General features: G+C 45.7%; 11 protein-coding genes. 9 read left to right on the plus strand and 2 right to left on the minus strand.

Annotated features, from left to right (window positions below; all coding sequences use genetic code 11):
* The 9 genes from C4F40_RS01025 (at window position 1) to C4F40_RS01065 (ending at window position 13,614) form a co-directional block, all read left to right on the plus strand.
* Window positions 1-942 carry an endonuclease/exonuclease/phosphatase family protein gene (locus tag C4F40_RS01025; protein ID WP_196937516.1) on the plus strand — a complete coding sequence of 314 codons (942 nt, stop codon included), beginning with the start codon at window positions 1-3 and terminating at the stop codon, window positions 940-942.
* A gap of 62 nt (window positions 943-1,004) precedes the next feature.
* The gene (locus C4F40_RS01030) at window positions 1,005-1,586 is read left to right on the plus strand and encodes a DUF4202 domain-containing protein (RefSeq protein ID WP_196937517.1); all 582 of its coding nucleotides are present in this window, start codon (window positions 1,005-1,007) and stop codon (window positions 1,584-1,586) included.
* 61 nt (window positions 1,587-1,647) lie between these two features.
* Window positions 1,648-3,183 carry a SulP family inorganic anion transporter gene (locus tag C4F40_RS01035; protein ID WP_196937518.1) on the plus strand — a complete coding sequence of 512 codons (1,536 nt, stop codon included), beginning with the start codon at window positions 1,648-1,650 and terminating at the stop codon, window positions 3,181-3,183.
* 289 nt (window positions 3,184-3,472) lie between these two features.
* Complete coding sequence (locus C4F40_RS01040; RefSeq protein WP_196937519.1) at window positions 3,473-4,873, plus strand: 3-keto-disaccharide hydrolase; 1,401 nt, start codon at window positions 3,473-3,475, stop codon at window positions 4,871-4,873.
* Window positions 4,874-4,903: 30 nt separating this feature from the next.
* A complete protein-coding gene (locus C4F40_RS01045) occupies window positions 4,904-6,322 on the plus strand; it encodes a Gfo/Idh/MocA family oxidoreductase (protein ID WP_196937520.1) in 1,419 nt (472 codons plus the stop codon).
* Window positions 6,323-6,458: 136 nt separating this feature from the next.
* The gene (locus C4F40_RS01050) at window positions 6,459-7,061 is read left to right on the plus strand and encodes an RNA polymerase sigma factor (RefSeq protein WP_196937521.1); all 603 of its coding nucleotides are present in this window, start codon (window positions 6,459-6,461) and stop codon (window positions 7,059-7,061) included.
* A gap of 114 nt (window positions 7,062-7,175) precedes the next feature.
* Window positions 7,176-8,327: a FecR family protein gene (locus C4F40_RS01055; protein ID WP_196937522.1), complete on the plus strand. Its 1,152-nt coding sequence runs from the start codon at window positions 7,176-7,178 to the stop codon at window positions 8,325-8,327.
* Between the two features lie 302 nt (window positions 8,328-8,629).
* Window positions 8,630-12,229, plus strand: a complete 3,600-nt coding sequence (locus tag C4F40_RS01060; RefSeq protein ID WP_196937523.1) for a SusC/RagA family TonB-linked outer membrane protein — start codon at window positions 8,630-8,632, stop codon at window positions 12,227-12,229.
* Window positions 12,230-12,246: 17 nt separating this feature from the next.
* Entirely contained in the window at window positions 12,247-13,614 is a 1,368-nt protein-coding gene (locus tag C4F40_RS01065; RefSeq protein WP_196937524.1) for a RagB/SusD family nutrient uptake outer membrane protein, read from the plus strand.
* 632 nt (window positions 13,615-14,246) lie between these two features.
* Here the strand turns inward: C4F40_RS01065 and C4F40_RS01070 are convergent.
* Together C4F40_RS01070 and C4F40_RS01075 are read right to left on the minus strand one after the other, a co-directional pair.
* Window positions 14,247-15,620, minus strand: coding sequence for a RagB/SusD family nutrient uptake outer membrane protein (locus C4F40_RS01070; RefSeq protein WP_196937525.1), 1,374 nt, complete (start codon window positions 15,618-15,620; stop codon window positions 14,247-14,249).
* Between the two features lie 18 nt (window positions 15,621-15,638).
* Entirely contained in the window at window positions 15,639-19,190 is a 3,552-nt protein-coding gene (locus tag C4F40_RS01075) for a SusC/RagA family TonB-linked outer membrane protein (protein ID WP_231389878.1), read from the minus strand.
* Window positions 19,191-19,256: the final 66 nt, after the last annotated feature.

The following is a 19,256-nucleotide window of genomic DNA, read 5'->3' on the forward strand; positions in this document are numbered from 1 at the left end:
ATGATGACACGACGATATAATAGCAGATGCGTCTTATTATTTTTGTTAACGGTAATGCTTCTCGTGCCTTTCTTGTCGCAAGCACAGAATACATGGAAAGTGGCGACATTTAATGTGCGATATGACAACAAGGGCGATAAAGAAAAGGGGAATGGATGGGATAAGCGATTGCCCGTCATTTTGTCTCTGATCAAGTTTCATGAATTTGATGTTTTCGGGGCGCAGGAAGTGCTAAAAGGACAATACGCTGACCTGAACCAAGGCCTTGACGAGTATGCATCGGTAGGGATAGGACGTGATGACGGTGTAGACAAGGGGGAGTTTGCGCCTGTCTTCTATAAAAAGGACAAATTTAAACTGATAAATTCGGGAACCTTTTGGCTCTCAGAAACACCAGACGTTCCGTCGAAAGGTTGGGATGCTTCCTTACCCCGCATATGTACCTGGGCACAATTGTTAGAGATCGCCACCGGACGCAAATCATGGTTCTTCAACCTCCATATGGATCATGTGGGCATCGTTGCCCGGGAAGAAAGCGCTCGGCTTGTCATCAAAAAGATGAAGGAGATGGTTGGCGGTGATCCGGCTTTTCTGACAGGAGATTTCAATGTGGACCAGAACAACACGATCTACCGGATACTAGCCGACTCAAAATTTGTAAAAGATAGTCACGAACACACGAAGGAACGCTATGCGTTAAATGGAACTTTCAATGCTTTTGATAGTAATCTGATGACCGATAGTCGTATCGATCACATCTTCGTTACTTCGGGCGTATCCGTAAATAAGTATGGGGTATTGACAGACTCTTATAGAAGCCCGACAACACAAACAGAAGAAATTAAAAAAGGAGATTTTCCGAAGGAACTTTCCTTCCGTCAATATGAAACACGCATGCCATCAGATCACTTTCCGGTCGTGGTGGAAGTAGTGTTGGAATAAAATTATTTTTTTTGCTATCTTTCCCGAATGAATTAGTTATTCATTCTTTATACTACCTCCTTATGGCAAAATTAGACGAAGCCTTTGCATTGTTCGATTCCTATAATCGTCAATCACCTATTCATATTAGTAATTCGGGACAAGATTATCCGATTGAATATTTTTACGCCATCAAGCTTCATGAATGGATTAAAGAGCTACGCCCAGATGCGACCGAAGCATTGCTGTTGGCTTCGCGCTGTCAGCATATCGGTCGTTGGGAGATTCCGCGGGATAGCTATCCGGAGGGGCGTGTCGGATACCTCACCTGGCGTAGCGACCTTGCCAAATTTCATGCGCAAAAAGCAGAAGAAATATTGCTTTCAATAGACTACGATGACGTTACGATTAAACGCGTAAAAGAAATTGTACAGAAAAAGGCGATAAAAAAAGACGACGAAGTGCAGACTATGGAAGATGCATTGTGCTTATTATTTCTACAATACCAATATGATGAACTGATCGCTAAACAATCCGAAGAAAAAATGATTGCTATTTTGGAAAAGACGTTATCCAAGATGAGCGGGCAAGGTACACAAATGGCGCTCACGTTGCACTTTAGTGCCGAAGGTGAACGTTTATTGAAACAAGCGCTGTCCTCTTAAATTTTTGCTAGTAACGTTGGAATTGGGAGAAATGATGCAATTCGGTTAACTTCGCAGCCATATGCGGACACTTACTGATATTTTTCGGATCAATCAAAAATCGAATCTCAAAAATGAGGTTCTGGCGGGTCTTACTGTTGCCATGACAATGATTCCTGAATCGTTATCTTTTGCTATTCTTGCAGGATTATCTCCGCTAACGGGTCTTTACGCCGCATTTTTAATGGGAATAGTGACCGCATTTCTTGGAGGAAGGCCCGCTATGATATCCGGCGGTGCGGGGGCTACCGTTGTAGTACTCATTGCACTGGCTGCGTCCCATGGCGTTGAATACTTGTTTGCAGCAGTCGCTTTAGCCGGCATCCTGCAGTTGGGTGTGGGCCTTTTGAAACTCGGGAAATTCGTTCGATTGATTCCCCAACCTGTCATGTACGGATTCCTCAATGGATTAGCCATTATTATTTTTATGGCTCAGATAGCGCAGTTTAAAACCCTCGGAAATGGAACATCGCATTGGATGCATGGTGCTCCGCTGTATATCATGTTGGGACTTACCGCACTGACTATTTTGATCGTAGTGGCCTTGCCGAGAATAACGAAAATTATTCCAGCTTCCCTAGTGGCTATCCTTGTCGTATTTGCATTGGTCTTCTTTGGTGGTATCGAGACCAAAAAGGTGGTCGACATTGCGAGCGTGAGCGGTTCGTTACCTGCGTTTCGTATCCCGTTGGTGCCGTTCAGTATGGATACGTTGATGATTATTTTCCCCTATGCGTTAGTGATGGCGGGTGTAGGTCTGATCGAATCGCTGTTAACCTTAAGTATGGTAGACGAGATTACCAATTCGAAAGGTAATTCAAATCGAGAAGCAATGGCACAGGGTACCGCCAATATTGTAAACGGCTTCTTTGGTGGTATGGGAGGATGTGCTATGGTCGCACAGACACTTGTAAATTTAAGCTCGGGAGGAAGAACGAGACTGTCTGCAATTATTGGGGCAGGCACGATTTTACTGGTAATTTTAGTAGGAGCACCTTTGATCGAGCAGATACCTATGGCGGCGTTAGTTGGGGTAATGATCATGGTGGCATTTGGTACATTCGAATGGATCTCATTGCGGATAATAAATAAAATGCCTAAATCCGATATTTTTGTAGGTATACTGGTTGCCGCTATCACAGTATTTTTGCATAACCTAGCCTTAGCCGTACTTGTAGGTGTTGTGATTTCTGCATTGGTGTTTGCCTGGGATAGTGCAAAGCGTATTCGAGCTCGAAAAGATATTGATATCTATGGAAATAAAGTCTATGAGATATTTGGTCCGCTATTCTTTGGGTCGATTTCTAATTTTTTGGAAAAATTCGATCCGGACGGTGATCCGGATCGGATCATTATAGATTTTAAGGAATCTAGGGTAGTCGATATGTCCGCGATCGACGCTCTGCATAAAATAACCGATAAATACGCCAATCAGGGTAAAAAGGTGATTTTGAGGCACCTCAGTTCTGACTGCAGATTGTTACTGCACAATGCGAAAGGAATTATTGAAGTCAATATAGAAGAGGATCCGACCTATAACGTAATGCCTTCTTCGTGATTTTTCAATGATTTAAATTTTGCTGTATTTTCCAGTAATAGTAGAATTACCATAGGAGCGTAAGCTCATACCTGCGGAAATGCACCTTTCTAGTGTTCGTTTTTCCGAAATTGGCTAAAACGTTTTCGTAAAAATAACCTTGATGTGGGCTATGTTTTTCGTAAATAATTGATATTATTGTGCCTAACTATAAACTATATGTGGTGCAATTAAGTAGGATTTTCACCAGGCTTAAGGTACTGGAGGAAATTTAAACCTATAGATCTAATTGAAAACGAATATTACAAAAATGAAAAAAAACTTGTTTACTAGAATTGCTGCTGTGGCGCTATTGTCTGCAGCCTGCCTTACCTACTGGTCTTGCAGTACAATAAAAGCCAATGAAGATCAGAAAGAAAACTGGAAAAGTCTATTTGACGGTAAGAGTTTAAAAGGGTGGAAGAAGTTAGGCGGAGATGCTCCTTATGAAGTTGTAGACGGAGCAATTGTAGGCACAATGACGAAAGGGACACCTAATTCATTCCTCGTTACAGAGCAAGAGTATGGAGATTTTATCCTCGAGTTGGATATAAAGTTGGAAGGCAATAGCACCAATTCAGGCATCCAAACCCGCAGCCATTTTGATCCATCGGGCAATAAGGGTAAAGGTAGAGTTTATGGCAGACAGGTGGAAATTGATCCTACTGCACGGGCCTGGTCGGGAGGTATCTATGATGAAGCCCGCAGACTATGGCTGTATCCATTGGATTTGAATGAGAAGGCCAAAGAAGCTTATAAACTAGAAGAGTATAATCACGTACGGATAGAAGCCATAGGTAATGAACTCAAGACCTGGATTAATGGCGTACCTACCGCCTATGTAATCGATACATTAGATCCAACTGGGTTTATAGGCCTACAGGTGCATAGCATTCCAAATGAATTGGATGGAAAGAAAGTGTATTTCAAGAATATCAAAATTCAAACCTCGAATCTAAAAGCGAAAGATTTTTCGACAGATGTGCATATCGTAAACTTGGCACCTAACCATCTTTCTGCTGCTGAAGAAAAGGCCGGATATAAACTGTTGTTTAACGGGCAGAATTTAACGGGTTGGAAAAGCGCACGTACAGGCCAGTTACCCGATAAAGGTTGGGAAGTAAAGAACGGCCAAGTCAACGTATTGAAATCCGATGGGGGTGAATCTACCAATGGTGGAGATATCGTTAGTGAAGAACAGTTTGCAGCCTTCGATCTTTCGTTTGAATTTAAGCTTACGCCTGGTGCAAATAGTGGGGTGAAATATTTTGTTACACTTAAAGAAAAGACGCATGGATCTGCCATAGGTCTAGAGTTTCAAGTATTGGATGATGCCTTACACCCAGATGCAAAAATGGGTAGGAATGGTAACCGTACATTAGCCTCATTATACGATCTAATTACATCCAATAAAGACGGCCGTGCACGTAGAACGATAGGCGAATGGAATCGTGGCCGCGTAGTAGTGACACCGGACAATAAGGTAACACATTATCTCAATGGAATAAAAATGCTAACCTATGAAAGAGGATCACAATCATTCAAAGACATCGTCGCAACGAGTAAGTATAAAGATTGGGAAAATTTCGGAGAAGCAAAACAAGGACACATCCTACTTCAGGATCATGGGGATGCGGTTTCCTATCGGAATATAAAAATCAAATCCTATTAATTTATAAGACCGAATATTAAAGTAATTGATATGACAGATCACTATTTTTCAAGAAGAAGTTTTCTCAAAAAATCTACCATAGCCGGCGGTGCAGTACTCCTATCGAATAGTGTGCTGGGTAATGTAGTTCTTTCCAAGCCCAATGAACGGGTCAACTTAGCCTGCATCGGTATCGGAAATAGAGCCGCCGAAATCATTAAAGAGTTGTATAAGACTGGTTTGTGTAATATAGTCGCTTTGTGCGACGTAGACTTAAATGCGCCTCAAACAGCCGGAATTCTGAAAATGTTTCCAGATGCCCGTAGGTTTACGGATTTCCGTAAAATGTTGGAGGAGATGGATGCACAGATCGATGCGGTTTCCATAGGCACCCCAGATTTTGCGCACTTTGCAGCCACGATGATGGCCATAGATATGGGCAAACACGTGTATGTGGAGAAACCCATGGCACGTACCTTTTTGGAGGTCGAGTTGATGATGCAAAAAGCTAAAAAGTTCCCTAAAGTAGTCACTCAGATGGGAAATCAAGGACATTCTGAAGCGAATTACTTTCAATTCAAAGCCTGGCGGGATGCCGGGATTATAAAAGACGTGCATCGTATTGATGCCCATATGAATATGCCACGCAGGTGGCACGGATGGGATCCTGCAATGAAGAGCTTCCCCAAAGCACAGCCTATTCCACAAACATTGGATTGGGAACTTTGGCAAATGCAAACCCTAGGACACGACTACAATAAAGATTTCGTCAACGGACAATGGAGATGTTGGTTTGACTTTGGAATGGGCGCATTAGGAGATTGGGGAGCACATCTCTTAGATACAGCACATGAATTTTTGGATTTGGGACTTCCGACTGAGGTGGATGCCGTGATGTTGGAAGGACATAATTCCTTCTTTTTTCCGATGTCTTCCACGCTTAAATTTCATTTCCCGAAGAAGAAAAGTAGGGGTGCCGTCGATATCAACTGGTATGACGGACTAGATAACCTTCCACCAATACCAGAGGGGTATGGCGTTTCTGGTCTTGATCCAAACATTCCTCCTCCGAGCACAGGTAAATTAGAACCAGCTAAATTGAATCCAGGTAAGATTATCTATTCAAAAAATCTGACATTCAAAGGTGGATCGCACGGAAGCACCCTAAAGATTATTCCGGAAGGGAAAGCGCAAGATATGGCAGCTAAATTGCCTACGGTGCCTTCTTCACCCTCTAACCATTTTGCTAATTTCCTGAAGGCCTGCAAAGGGGAGGAAAAAACGAGGTCTCCATTTGATATAGCAGGCCCATTAAGTCAGGTTTTCTGTCTCGGTGTAATCACGCAAAAACTCAATACAAAAATTGTTTTTGACCCGATAAAAAAGGAGATTACAAATGATAAATTTGCAGATGCACTCTTAATAGGTCCTCCTCCTGCAAAAGGATGGGAACAATATTATAAGGTATAAACACCTTACATTTCGCAATGAGGCCGGGCAATTACGTATTCGCCCGGCCTTTGTTGATTTGTACGACTTTTTAGCCATAATTTGTCTATGTGCTAAAGTTTTCTTTACTTCGCTTTATACCAGCCTAAACAAGACAATGGAAATCGCTTCGGCCACCGACGAAAAGAAATTATTGCGTAAGCTTCGCGAGGGTGATGTGTTGGCCTTCGAACAGCTTTACGGTCAATACAAAATCAAATTGACCGGCAACTTGTTGCGGATGCTTAAATCGCCGGAATTGGTCGAGGATGTGCTTCAGGATTTGTTCTTAGGGCTTTGGGAAAACCGCGCACGTATCGATCCCGAACGATCCATAAAGCCCTACCTCTTCCAGACTGCCGCCAATAAAGCAAAAAATATCTTTCGACGCGCAGGCTACGAACAAAAATTTCGCGACTACCTGTTGCCACAATGGAGTGAATATTACAGTCATGTAGAGGAATTGTTAGTGTTAGAAGAAAACAAACACCTGCTCGATTCCCTACTCAACCAGTTGTCACCACAGCAACGTACGGTGTATTCCATGTGTAAACTAGAAGAAAAAAGCTACAAAGAGGTGGCGGCACAGCTACATATTAGCGAAACTACCGTAAATACCCATATACGCAATGCAAATCTGTTGCTTAAAAAGTTAACGAAAGACGATTCCCGGTTTCTAGCCTACGCTTTTGGTTTTTTTGTCTTGCTTTCGGGGCGTTAAATAGTTTTTTTGTCGGTTTCTTTTCATTTGGTCTGTCGATTTGTATTTTTTTAAAAAATATACTATTTGTCTACTTGGATTCTTTCGTTTACGTGTATAGCTAATAAATGCACGATGGAAAATCAGTCAGAAATCCATGTCTTGTTTCAAAAATACCTTTCCGGAGATTACTCCGAGAAGGAGTTGGATACCTTGTTGGTTTATTTTCAGTTGCAAGTCGATTCAACAGAACTTACGCTTCGGATTCAGCAGGAATTAGATCGTCATATTGACGAAGCAAAACAGCCGGAAATCGAAGCATTAGCTGATGCGATAGGTGCGCGCTTACTACAACAGGTTAATCCGTCACGACCTATTCGTCGGTTTCCGTATACGCGGACAGTCGCCGCTGCTGTGCTGGCTATTACACTTTTGGGTTTAGGGACATTTTTTTTCCTGAAGAAAACTGAAAAGCAGGTCGTCGAGTTAGTGAGCAAATATGGTGGCGATGTGCTGCCTGGAGAACAGCGTGCTACGATTACCCTAGCCGACGGCACACGCATTGCACTCAAAGAAGATAAAGAAGGTATCCAGGTAGCAGATAACCGCGCGAACTATGCAGATGGAACGGGCATCACGCTACAGCCCTCTTCTTACGCGACGTTAGCCACCCCAAATGGAGGATCCTATAAAATAACCCTACCCGATGGTACCGTCGCTTGGCTCAATGCAGCGTCATCGCTCCGCTACCCAACCTCATTTACAGGCAGCAGGCGCGAAGTCGATTTAACCGGAGAAGCCTACTTTGAGGTAGAATCAGATCCGGTAAAACCATTTGTCGTGCGCTCTGAAGGACAAGAAGTTAGTGTGTTGGGCACCGAATTCAATGTGAATACCTACGGCGGAAAATCGCTGGAGGTAACTACCCTAATACAAGGGCGGGTATCCGTGAAGAATACCATGTCGCAGCAGACCCAGGACTTGACGCCTGGACAACAAGCCGTGGTTACCGGTGGGAAAACATCGGTTCAACACATCGACGATGCCGTAGACTACGCCGCCTGGAAAGACGGTTATATTATTCGCGACGCAGCAAGTCTCCAAGACATCATTCCCCAACTCGAGCGTTGGTACGATGTCACTTTTGACGTTAAAAGCCAGCCCGCCGAAAAGGCTTATATGGCGTTAAACCGGGAAGCCCGATTATCCGAAGTGCTAGAAGCCCTAGCGCTCAACTATAACGTTACATTCAAGATCGAAGGGAGGAGGGTAATGGTCACAAAGTAGGAGAATTTTATCCGGTCTTGGCACACACAAATATGCCAGAAATGGTTGCAAGCATTTCTGGCGATAGCGCTAGACCAAAACGTTACTGTGTACGTAATCAAATCTTTAACCTAGCAATACAAACTTAGACAAAATAACCTGAAACACAAAGGCGGTTTTGTGGGCCGACTAACGGCTAGGGGTCTGTATTGCATAACAAAATGCTTGTTATGAATATGAATATCGAAAACGGTATCGCGCTTCAACGATTAGGTAATCAATGTAGCCCGTGCCATAGGTTTTCACTAAAAACATTGCTTGTTATGAAGCTTTTCTTTTTTTTGACTTTTGCTTTGTCCTTTAGCGCACAAGGGGATGCATTGGGGCAGAAAGTCACCGTACAGGTGCAACAGGCATCCTTCAAATCCGTTGTCAAAGAAGTGCAACGGCAGTCCGGATATTCCTTTATAATGAAGGATGAGCTGCTTCGACATGCTAAAGCCGTGACGATCCACGTATCGGGCCGAGACATGTTGGAGGTGCTTCCCGTGTTGTTCAAAAATCAGCCTTTTGGCTATCACGTAAATGGCAAGATCGTATCCGCCATACCATTACCAAAGCCAACATCACCTCCTGAAGCCGCCCCTTCCGGTTCTGTTTCCGAGCAGCAGTCCGCTATACAAGGACGTGTTACGAACGAGTTAGGCGAGCCATTAGTAGGTGCTTCGGTGCGGGTAAGGGGATCGGATAAGGCCACCCTGACCGACCAAAACGGACGCTTCCTACTTAACAATGTGCCAAGCAGAGCTATTTTAGAAATCAGCTATATCGGTTATACCGCGCTCGAGCTGCGTGCTGCGAACGATTTGGGCACGATTCAATTAAAGGGAGATGCCGCAGACCTGCAAGAAGTAGTCGTGTCTACGGGGTACCAGCAATTGCCACGTGAACGCGCGACAGGATCTTTTGCTACGGTGTCCAACGAATTACTCAGCCGGAAGCCGACCATGAATGTCTTGGATCGCTTAGAAGGCCTTGCCGGTGGTTTAGTATTTCACCGCAACAGTGCAAGCGGCGAACCCAGCTTAGTCGTTCGCGGGCGAAGCACCATTTACGGAGATGACCAGCCCTTGGTTGTGGTCGACGGTTTCCCGATCGAAGGGAGCCTCAACAGCATTAACCCCAACGACGTTGAAAATATTACAATACTGCGCGATGCTGCGGCCGCTTCCATTTGGGGCGTACGTGCGGCCAACGGCGTTATCGTGGTCAGCACACGTCGAGGCGCCTTTAATGAGCGCCCAACGATCGAGTTGCGTTCCCAGGCCCTCATCGGCGACCGCCCCGATCTAACCTACCTGCCGTATATGTCTTCATCAGATTACATTGATCTCGAGCGGGTCTGGTATCAAGATGGCCGTTACGATCAGTACTTGAGTTCACCTCTCGATGAACTTCCGCCGCTGTCGGAAGTCGTACAGCAACTCATGGATGTGCAACAAGGCGGTAGCACGCAACAACAGGCCGATGCGTATATCAACGATCTTCGGGGGGTCGATGTACGGAAAGAGTATGCTGATGCCTTCTACCGGAGCCGCGTCCACCAGCAACATCAATTCAATATGCGTGGCGGAAGCGAACGTGTACGCTATATGTTTTCTGCAGGGTACGATCGGGATCAATCTTCCGAGCGGGGCAATGGTATGGATCGTATTACCTTGCGTGGAGACAATACTTACCAAATTATGAAAAACCTGCAGTTAAACGTATCACTTAACCACGCTTGGAACGGGCAGCAACGTAATGCCATGGGGCTCTATGGTTTTCAGGGCGAGACGGGTAGTAACCTCGGGTCTGTCGATGCGAATCAATATGCCTTTTATCCGTACCAACGCTTACGTGATGCACAGGGCAATGCTGTTTCCATTGCCCGCGACGTCCCTTTTCTATACGATCAACAGTTGCAGCAGCAATACGGTATGCAAGATTGGAGCTACCGTCCAGCCGATGAAATCAACTTACGCGATAACCATACGAAACAGCAGCACAGCCGTATCGCTGCAAGCCTTGAATATAAGTTGCCCTTGGGTTTTAGTGCAGATCTACGCTATCAATTCGAGCGCGACGTGATTACGGGACGCGACCTGCGTCCACTCGGGATGTACAGCACCCGCGATCTGATCAATACATATAGTGTTAGGGACCCAAACGCGGATAACGGTTTGCGTAGGCCGGTTCCAGTTGGGGATGTGTTGATCAGCAATGCAGGACAGCGCAGTTCGCACAACTTTCGGGGGCAGCTCAATTATAACGGCAGCTGGGCAGAAGATCGGCATCGCCTGTCGGGTATCGCCGGGATGGAGATCCGCGATATTTTGTACGACGATATGCTAAATAGCTTTTACGGTTATGACGACCGGACCTTGCAGTACACCGATATGGATAAAATGGCGTCGTACGAACAATTTACGATGCCATTTGCCTTACCCTTTTCCTTTGGCGGAGGTATCCAAGATAGAATCAGTCAAGAGTGGAACCGTTACGCCTCGTTCTATAGTAATTTGTCGTACACCTACTTAGACCGTTACGTCGTATCGGCGAGCGGGCGTATCGACAAGTCCAGTCTCTTTGGCGTTAATCCGGCCGACCGCAATGTACCGTTATGGTCATCTGGACTAGCTTGGAACATCAACCGTGAATCCTTTTTCCCGACAGACGGTATTTTTTCCGAGCTGCGCTTTCGCAGTACCTATGGTTTCAACGGAAATGTCAGTGCCGCGCAGACGTCGTTCCCCATCGCGTGGGCCGGACGCGATTTAATGACCCGACTTCCTACGGCAAATATTACGTCGCCTGCAAATCCGCTGCTGCAGTGGGAAAAAGTAAGCCAATTAAACCTTGCTGTCGACTTCGGCTTATGGAACAATCGGTTATCCGGACGTTTGGAATGGTTTGCAAAACGCGGACAGGATCTGTTTGGCGATTATTTTCTGGATCCTTCCAGTGGGTTTGGTACTATTCAGGCCAATGTAGCGACGATGCGTGGCCGCGGCTTCGATTTTGAACTCAACGCTCGCGTTGGGTCAATACTGCGTTGGGATACCAAATTATTGTTTAGTCACGCAATCGACCGCGTGGAAGATATTGCGACCGTCGGTACAGGTGGATTTTCGTCTGGCGTCACGATAGGCGGCGGTTTTCTGACCGGAAATCAAGGGTATATGTTGGCCGACAGAGAGGTTTTTCCATTAGTCGGACGACCTGTTTACGCGTTGTATAGTTATGCTTGGGGAGGCTTAGATGCCAACGGAAATCCCCAGCTCTTAGACGAAAACGGTGTTGTAGGTGATTATGCGGCTATTTTGGGTAGCCTTCCGGCAGATAAGTTGGTTTACCATGGACCGGCCCAGCCACGGTTTTACGGTGGATGGACACACAACTTGTCGTACAAGGGTATTGGTCTGACGACCACCTTAACCTATAAGTTGGGGCACTACTTCCGACGCTCTTCTATAAATTATTACGGATTGGCGGGTACGGGTATGTTTCGATCCACGGGACACAGCGATTATGCCTTGCGCTGGCAGCAGCCTGGCGACGAAACCCGTACCGATGTGCCGGCTTATCCCGGTTACGATCTGAGCAGTACCTACCGCGACGAAGCCTATAGATACGCCGATATTCTTGTGGAAAGTGCTTCGCACATTCGGTTAAAAGATATCACCCTGTCGTATAATTTACAAGGCAGCTGGATGGAGTCGCTATCGTTGCGCTCGGCGCAGGTTTTCGCCTATGTAGACAATGTGGGATTGCTTTGGCGGGCCAATAAGCATGGAATCGACCCCGACTTCGTGCCCATGGGTTATAGCAACTTTTTGCCTTTGCCACGTACCTATACCTTGGGAATTACGGTCGGATTTTAACACCTAACATACGAGTAATGAAACTAATGATTAAGAAATACAGCGCAGCCTTATTGATCACCCTGATGCTGAGCGGATGCGAGAAATTCGTAGATATCCAACCCAAAGGACAGCTTATCCCCACCACAGTAGAAGATTTTCGTGGTTTGCTGGATAACGTGCAATTTATGAACTTTACGGGGAGCCTAGGTGAGCTTGCAGCGGATGATATGTATTATAATGATGCCCAATATCAAAATATAGGAAGTCCCTTCGAACGGAATACGTATATATGGAACCAAAATATCTACATGCCCCAGGATCAGGCGGTCGATTGGAATACGCCCTTTTCAAGGATCCACACCGTTAACGTAATTTTGGAAGGGCTTCCCAAAACCGATACAGGTACCCCATCGATGCGAAATACAATAGAAGGCGAAGCACTGTTTCAACGCGCGATAGCGCACTTTGAGGTGGTCAACCTGTATGCTAAAAATTATAACCCGGCTACTGCGGATACCGATCTGGGGATACCTATTCGTCTTGCATCCGATGTTTTTGTGCGGTCTGTCCGCCCAAGTTTAGCCGAAACCTATACACAGATCTTAGCAGACTTACATACGGCCATCCCGTTGTTGCCCCGGAAAGCTATCGTAGCCACGCGAGGCTCCCAAGCTGCCGCGTACGGCATGCTGGCACGAATCCATCTCGATAGGAGCGATTACGCGCTAGCCTTAGAGAATGCATTGGCAGCACTAGCGATACAGCCCGATTTAATGGATTATAATGAACTCGATCCCGATGGTTGGCCTGTTTTTCCAGAGTTAAATGTAGAGACCGTGTACTTTGCAACCGTACCCAATTTTGGATACAGTTTTAACTTTAGCTACCGTATCGGCAAGGCATTTTACGACAGTTACGCCGATAACGACCTCCGCAAGAGCTTGTACTTTACCGTTCAGCCTGGTTCAGATGGTACACTGATTGAAAACTTTAGCAATACCTATAGCGGTTCTTGGAATCGGTTTACGGGGTTAGCCACCGACGAGCTGTACCTCATTGCGGCCGAGACATACGCCCGTACAGGAGAGTATACGCAGGCTTGTGCATACCTCAACGACATGTTGGCGACCCGTTTTGAAACCGGTACCTATGTCCCGTTTGCATCGTCGGATGAGACAACGATCATAAAGCGTGTCCTATTAGAAAGACGCAAGCAATTGGTGGGGCGGAACCGAAGATGGTTTGACCTCAAACGTGTTCAGCACGACCCGCGCTTTGCGGTTACGTTACAGCGTACAGTGCTCGGAACTAACTACACGCTGCCGCCAAATGATCCACGGTATATATTCCCCATCCCACACTCCGTGATCAACGCAACGGGTATGGAACAAAATGAACGTTAAATAAAATAAATATTGTTAAAAATATAAGCAAATAGCTTATCAGTTGTTAAGCAAAAGTATAAGACATGTTTTGGATCAATTATTGCGTTGTCTCACCGAATTAATATAATAGCTATGAAACGCGTAACAACAGTAAGCAAATTTGATTTCTTGAAGAAGTCGTCACTTTTTATGTTCTTATTTTTATTTTTTATTGCCATCATTTTATTTGTAACGACGTCCTACGTAGAAGGGCGCATTTGAGCCGCTCACATATAGCACGTGAGCAGTCGCGGCATCTATGGTTATATGTTAATTTTTGTTAAATAAAACGGTTTAGCTTGAAAAATACTGCAGAGGTGTGTATCTTTGAGCTTCATAATTTAGGTTAATAATTGGTTAGTTAAGGTCTTGAAGCGCTCGCTTCAAGACTTTTTTTGTTCTATAGGACTTGGGTAATATAGCATAAAATAGCCCCATGAGTCTCATGGGGCTATTCTCTTTTTCCCGGTTTTCATTTCGGGGAGAGACGAAAACGGAACACATTTTTGAGCGGAGATTACCTTTTAATATTGAATGATGATTTCTATTATCAAAGCTAATCCACCAACGTTAACTTTTTATTAGCCCGCTGTTATTTCGCTGTTATCTTTCTAGTTATATCCCTCGTTCTGGTCCCACGTCGGATTTAACGCCCGTTGACTTTCTGGGATTGGATATATAAAATAATTTTCATTATCTAGTGTTTCAAATTTATCCAGCGCCAGTCCGGTGCGGCAAAAGTCAAACCAGGTCTCACCTTCAAATAGAAGCTCACGTTGTTTTTCCTCCTGTATCGATTGGATGTACATCGCCAGGCTGGTATAGGTTTCCATAGGCTTTACCACGCCTGCCCGTTCTTGTACCTTTTCCAATGATGCGTATGAAGCTGGACTTACGGCATTATCAACCCGCGCCTGCGCTTCGGCATGGATCAGGTAGATTTCGGCAACACGAATGACAGGAAGATTTTGCGTAGCCGGAGCAAAGTTCGGGAATTTGCCCATGAAATACCGATTCTCTGATCCCAGTTTAAGCGTTACATCCCGACGCTTGTCCGCTTCCTCGAAGAGTTCGTAGGGAGCAGTGCCTTTTACATAGAATAGCATACTGGCGTTATCGTTTGCAGAGGCTGCCAGCGGATTGGTTGCCTGTGCTTCAAATTGTAGCTCAAAGATTGATTCTGCCGTATTTTCGGCTGACCAGATGCTCGCGTAATCCTGTACTAAGGCCAGTGTCGGTTCGTCAATTACCTCCTTCGCAAGCTCAGCCGCTTGGCTATAATCATCTGTAAAAGCTGCCTGGTATAAATACACCTTCGCGAGCAAAGATTTAGCCGCCAAGTGAGAAGCTCTTCCTTTTTGAACAGCTACGTCGGTCTCCGCATCAGCCACGAGCAAAGACATGGCTTCGGTCAGATCTTCGACGATCTGCGCATAAGTCTCTTCGGTAGTAGATAATGGCGTGGCAAAGTCATCGCCTTCTTCTGTAGATGTTAACTCAAGCGGTATATTGCCAAAGGCACGCACCAGAAAAAAATACTCCAGGGCCCGTATAAATTTGGCTTCCCCCACGAATCTATTTCTGGAGGCTTCCGAGATCAAGCCTTCCTCCATTTCCGGTACATTTACAATAATATTATTTGCTGCATTAATCGTAGAGTACGCGCTTTGCCAGATATTATTCGTCCAAGGATTCGTATTCTGTACCGTATGTAACGCGAACTGCTCATATTCAGGATAAGCTGATGCATGAGAAACATGCCTTGCCGAAAACTCGGGGACGATGATCATGGATTGACCATATCCAAATGAACTCAGCATCGTGCGATACATGCCGGTAACGGCAGCACTTGCATTCGTTTCTGAGTTAAAATAATTATCTTTTGTAATCTGACTGATGGGTTCCCGATCCAGAAACTTTTCGCAGGATGTAAAACCAAATGTAAGTGCCGCGCCTAACAGTAGTATATATGTCGTTTTTTTCATTGTTAATCCAGTAAGTTGTTAGAAAGTAAGGTTGATGCCCGTCGTAAATATCCGTGGCTGCGGGTAACTTCCGTAGTCATAGCCATAGATTAAACCCGTGTTGGCACCGCCATGGCTCGAGCTCACTTCCGGGTCGTAACCACGGTAGTTTGTGAATACAAAGGCGTTCTGCACGGTAAAGTACCAACGCAGGCGTTGCACACGCATTTTTTCAGTTACCGATGTCGGTAGGGTATAGCCCACTGTAATGTTACGTAAGCGGAAGAATGATCCATCTTCGACAAAGCGATCCGAAATAGCCGCATGATCCAGATTTCCAGGAGTTGGCCGTGGTACATCTGTGATATCGCCCGGCTGTCTCCAGCGGTCTACTAAATCCACAAACGCATTACTACTCATGTTCGACCCTCCTAAGCCGGTAGACAGGTTGTAATTAAACAGGTCGTTACCATAGGTAAATTGCCCCATAATGCTCAGGTCAATGTTTTTATATTGAAAGGTGTTCGTAATACCTCCGAAGAAATCGGGGTTGGGATCACCAATGAAGGTACGGTCTCTGTCATGTTCCGGGTTTGTCGGCTGTCCGTCTTTACCCAAGAAATCGATAATACCAGTTTCGGGGTTTACGCCAATCATCTTCCAACCAAAGAAGGTACCCAATGGTAAACCTACTTTCGCAATATTGAGGTCACCGACGCCTCCACGGATCATGTCTACCCCGTTCGGTAGCGCAGTTACTGTGTTGCGATTGAAGGTCATATTAAGGGATGTTGTCCATTTGAACTCACCGATGAAATTGCGCGTGGTCAATTCAAATTCAAATCCTTTGTTTTCGATGTCTCCCGAATTTGTAAACCGGTTGGTGTATCCCGAATTAGTCAATACTGGCACGCCTAATAGTAGATCTGATGTGTTTTTAACATAGTAATCGGCTAGTAACGAGATACGGTTTTCGAATAGCCCCATGTCAATACCGACATCCAGCTGCCGTGTGGTTTCCCATTTCAAGTTCCGGTCGCCCAGTACATTAGGGATGAAACCCGGTTGGCCCAAATAGTTGTTGCCTCCAGAATACAGTGAATAACTGGCGTAATTACCAATATTTTGATTACCGGTAACCCCCCAGCTGGCACGAAGCTTTAAATCGCTGAAGATCTTGGAACCCTGTAGGAACGGCTCTTCCGATACACGCCATGCTGCCGCAAAGGAGGGGAATGTTGCCCAACGGTTGTCTGCACCGAAGCGGGAGGATCCGTCGGACCGTAGGTTGGCCGTGACAATATATTTACCCAGATAGTTGTAATTTACCCGTGCAAAGCCGGATGCAATAGCCCATTCTTCCGGAAAGGCATTGGCTCCGGAAATAATACCTCCGGCGGAGATATGTTCGATATCGTTGGATGGGAAATTCGAGCGTTGTGCGTCGACAAATTCCAAACGCGATTCCTGTACTGATACACCGGCAAGTGCATTGACGGTATGGTCGCCCATAACTTTGTCGAACGCGAGGGTGGTCTCGTTGATCCACAATTGGTCGCGCGTATTTCTTCTAGCACCGATACCCCCTTGGCTCTCAAAGGAACGCAAACCAGAAGGAGGCATAAAGAATGTCTCGTCGATAAAGCTGATATCCGTTCCAAATGCTGTTTTTAATTTCAAGGATTCTAGAATGCTATATTCTGCACTTACATTCGCCAACACCCGGAAGGTTTCCGCATTGTTGATCGGCAGCTCTAGCATGGCTACTGGATTTTCCCGTGTTGTACTCACCGCGTCAAAGCCATAGCTTCCATCCGCGTTATATACCGGGATATTAGGTGGATTCACGTAACCGAATTTTGTAGGCCCCTCTTTCGAGTTCTCCTCCTGTACCCTGTCGTTTAGCGCGCGGGTCAGATTGACCGATGTGCTGAAACGTAATTTCTCATTCTGCTGATGATCTAGGTTGATCCGTCCGCTTAATCTACTGAAGTTTGAGTTCAACAGTACACCGCCCTGTTTCATGTAGCCTACCGAACTGTAGTACTGTGTTTTTTCGCTGCCACCGCTAGCCGACAATTCATAACTGCGCGTTGGCGCCGTGCGGAAGATGGCATCTTGCCAATCTGTATTGATATTGGAGTTGGACAATATCTGTTCGGGTATCGGCCTATTGCCATCTGCGTCTGGCTCTGTATAGCTATAGAAATCCCGCATATAATCCTGGTACTGCTCCGTATTCATTAATTCGTAGTAGCGGTTTTTCGGTACTTCGGAGAAACCCTCGTACATATTGAAATTAAATTGATTGATGTTAGCCTGTCCCTTTTTGGTCGTGATTAATACTACACCATTCGCAGCCCGCGCACCATAGATCGATGAGGAAGCCGCATCTTTTAGAATTTCGACCGACTGCACATCCGACGGATTAATGGACGCCAATATGTTGATACCCTGTGTGCCGCCTCCAAAGTTGAAGTTGGATCCACCCGTAAAATTCGTAGTACTGTTTACTGGAATACCGTCTACCACATATAGTGGATCTGAGCTCGCATTAATGGACGTTGTACCCCGTACCCGGATATTAAGTCCTCCACCTGGAGAACCCGATTTTTGCGATACCTGCACACCACCAGCTTTTCCTTGAATGGCCTGTGTAATACTGGGGAGTACCTCATTTTCGATCTGGTCCGATCCGATACTAGATACCGCACTGGCTAATGTTGCGCGTTGCATCGTACCGTAACCGACTGCCACTACGTCTACCGAAGCAATCGTTTTGGAGTCGTTGGTGAGGATCATGTCAATCGTCTGTCGGTCGCCCACCACCTCTTCGATCGACTTGTATCCCACCGAGCTGAATACTAACGTCGTCGAAGGAGCGGCGTTGATGCTATATTTTCCCTGTTCATCCGTCTGCGTCTGTTCGGTACTATTTTTTACTGATACCGTCGCGCCGACTAGAGGTCCATTCTCGTCGGTAATTACTCCGTTGATGTTGCCCTGCGCACTCACTGCTGTACTATCGCCGGGAGGGCGCACGGTGGCTATCGCTGTAATATCGTTTGTTGTTGTTCCGGCTGCGGTGCTGTCGCGCTGCCCGCCTGTTCCCGCAACTGTGGTACTGTCCCGCTGTTGAGCAGCCTGAGCCGTAGAATCTGCTTTAGCCGCAGCAGTAGCAACTTTCTGTTCCGGTGTTACTTCCGGTGTTTGCGTTAAGGTAACCTGTAGTGTGGTTTGATTATTAATCGCCACTTCTTTCGGTGCGAACGGAGATTTTACAAATATCAACGTGGCCGTCGGACTGGCTTCTAGGGCAAATTCGCCGTTCTCGTTAGACGTAACCGAATTGGTGGTGTTTTTTTCGGTGATTACGACGGTCGGTAAAGGAGTGCCCAGCGAATCGCGAACGATTCCTTTGATCTTAGAGGAATCCTGAAGAGCAAATTTTGTAATTACAGTGGGCGAACTACTGTTCACCGTCAATGTGTGTGTCCCTGTATGGATTCTTTCAGCTGAAGATGCACCCAGAGAAGAAGACATAGTACATCCGAGCAGTAGGAGGGAGGTAGATATAAATTTGTGATTCATATAATGTAAAAGTATTTAGCTAAAAATAGATGATACGATAAAGGTGTACCTATCTTTAAAAGATTC

It is taken from the genome of Sphingobacterium pedocola (assembly GCF_015209965.1).
Taxonomy (GTDB): Bacteria; Bacteroidota; Bacteroidia; order Sphingobacteriales; family Sphingobacteriaceae; genus Sphingobacterium; species Sphingobacterium pedocola.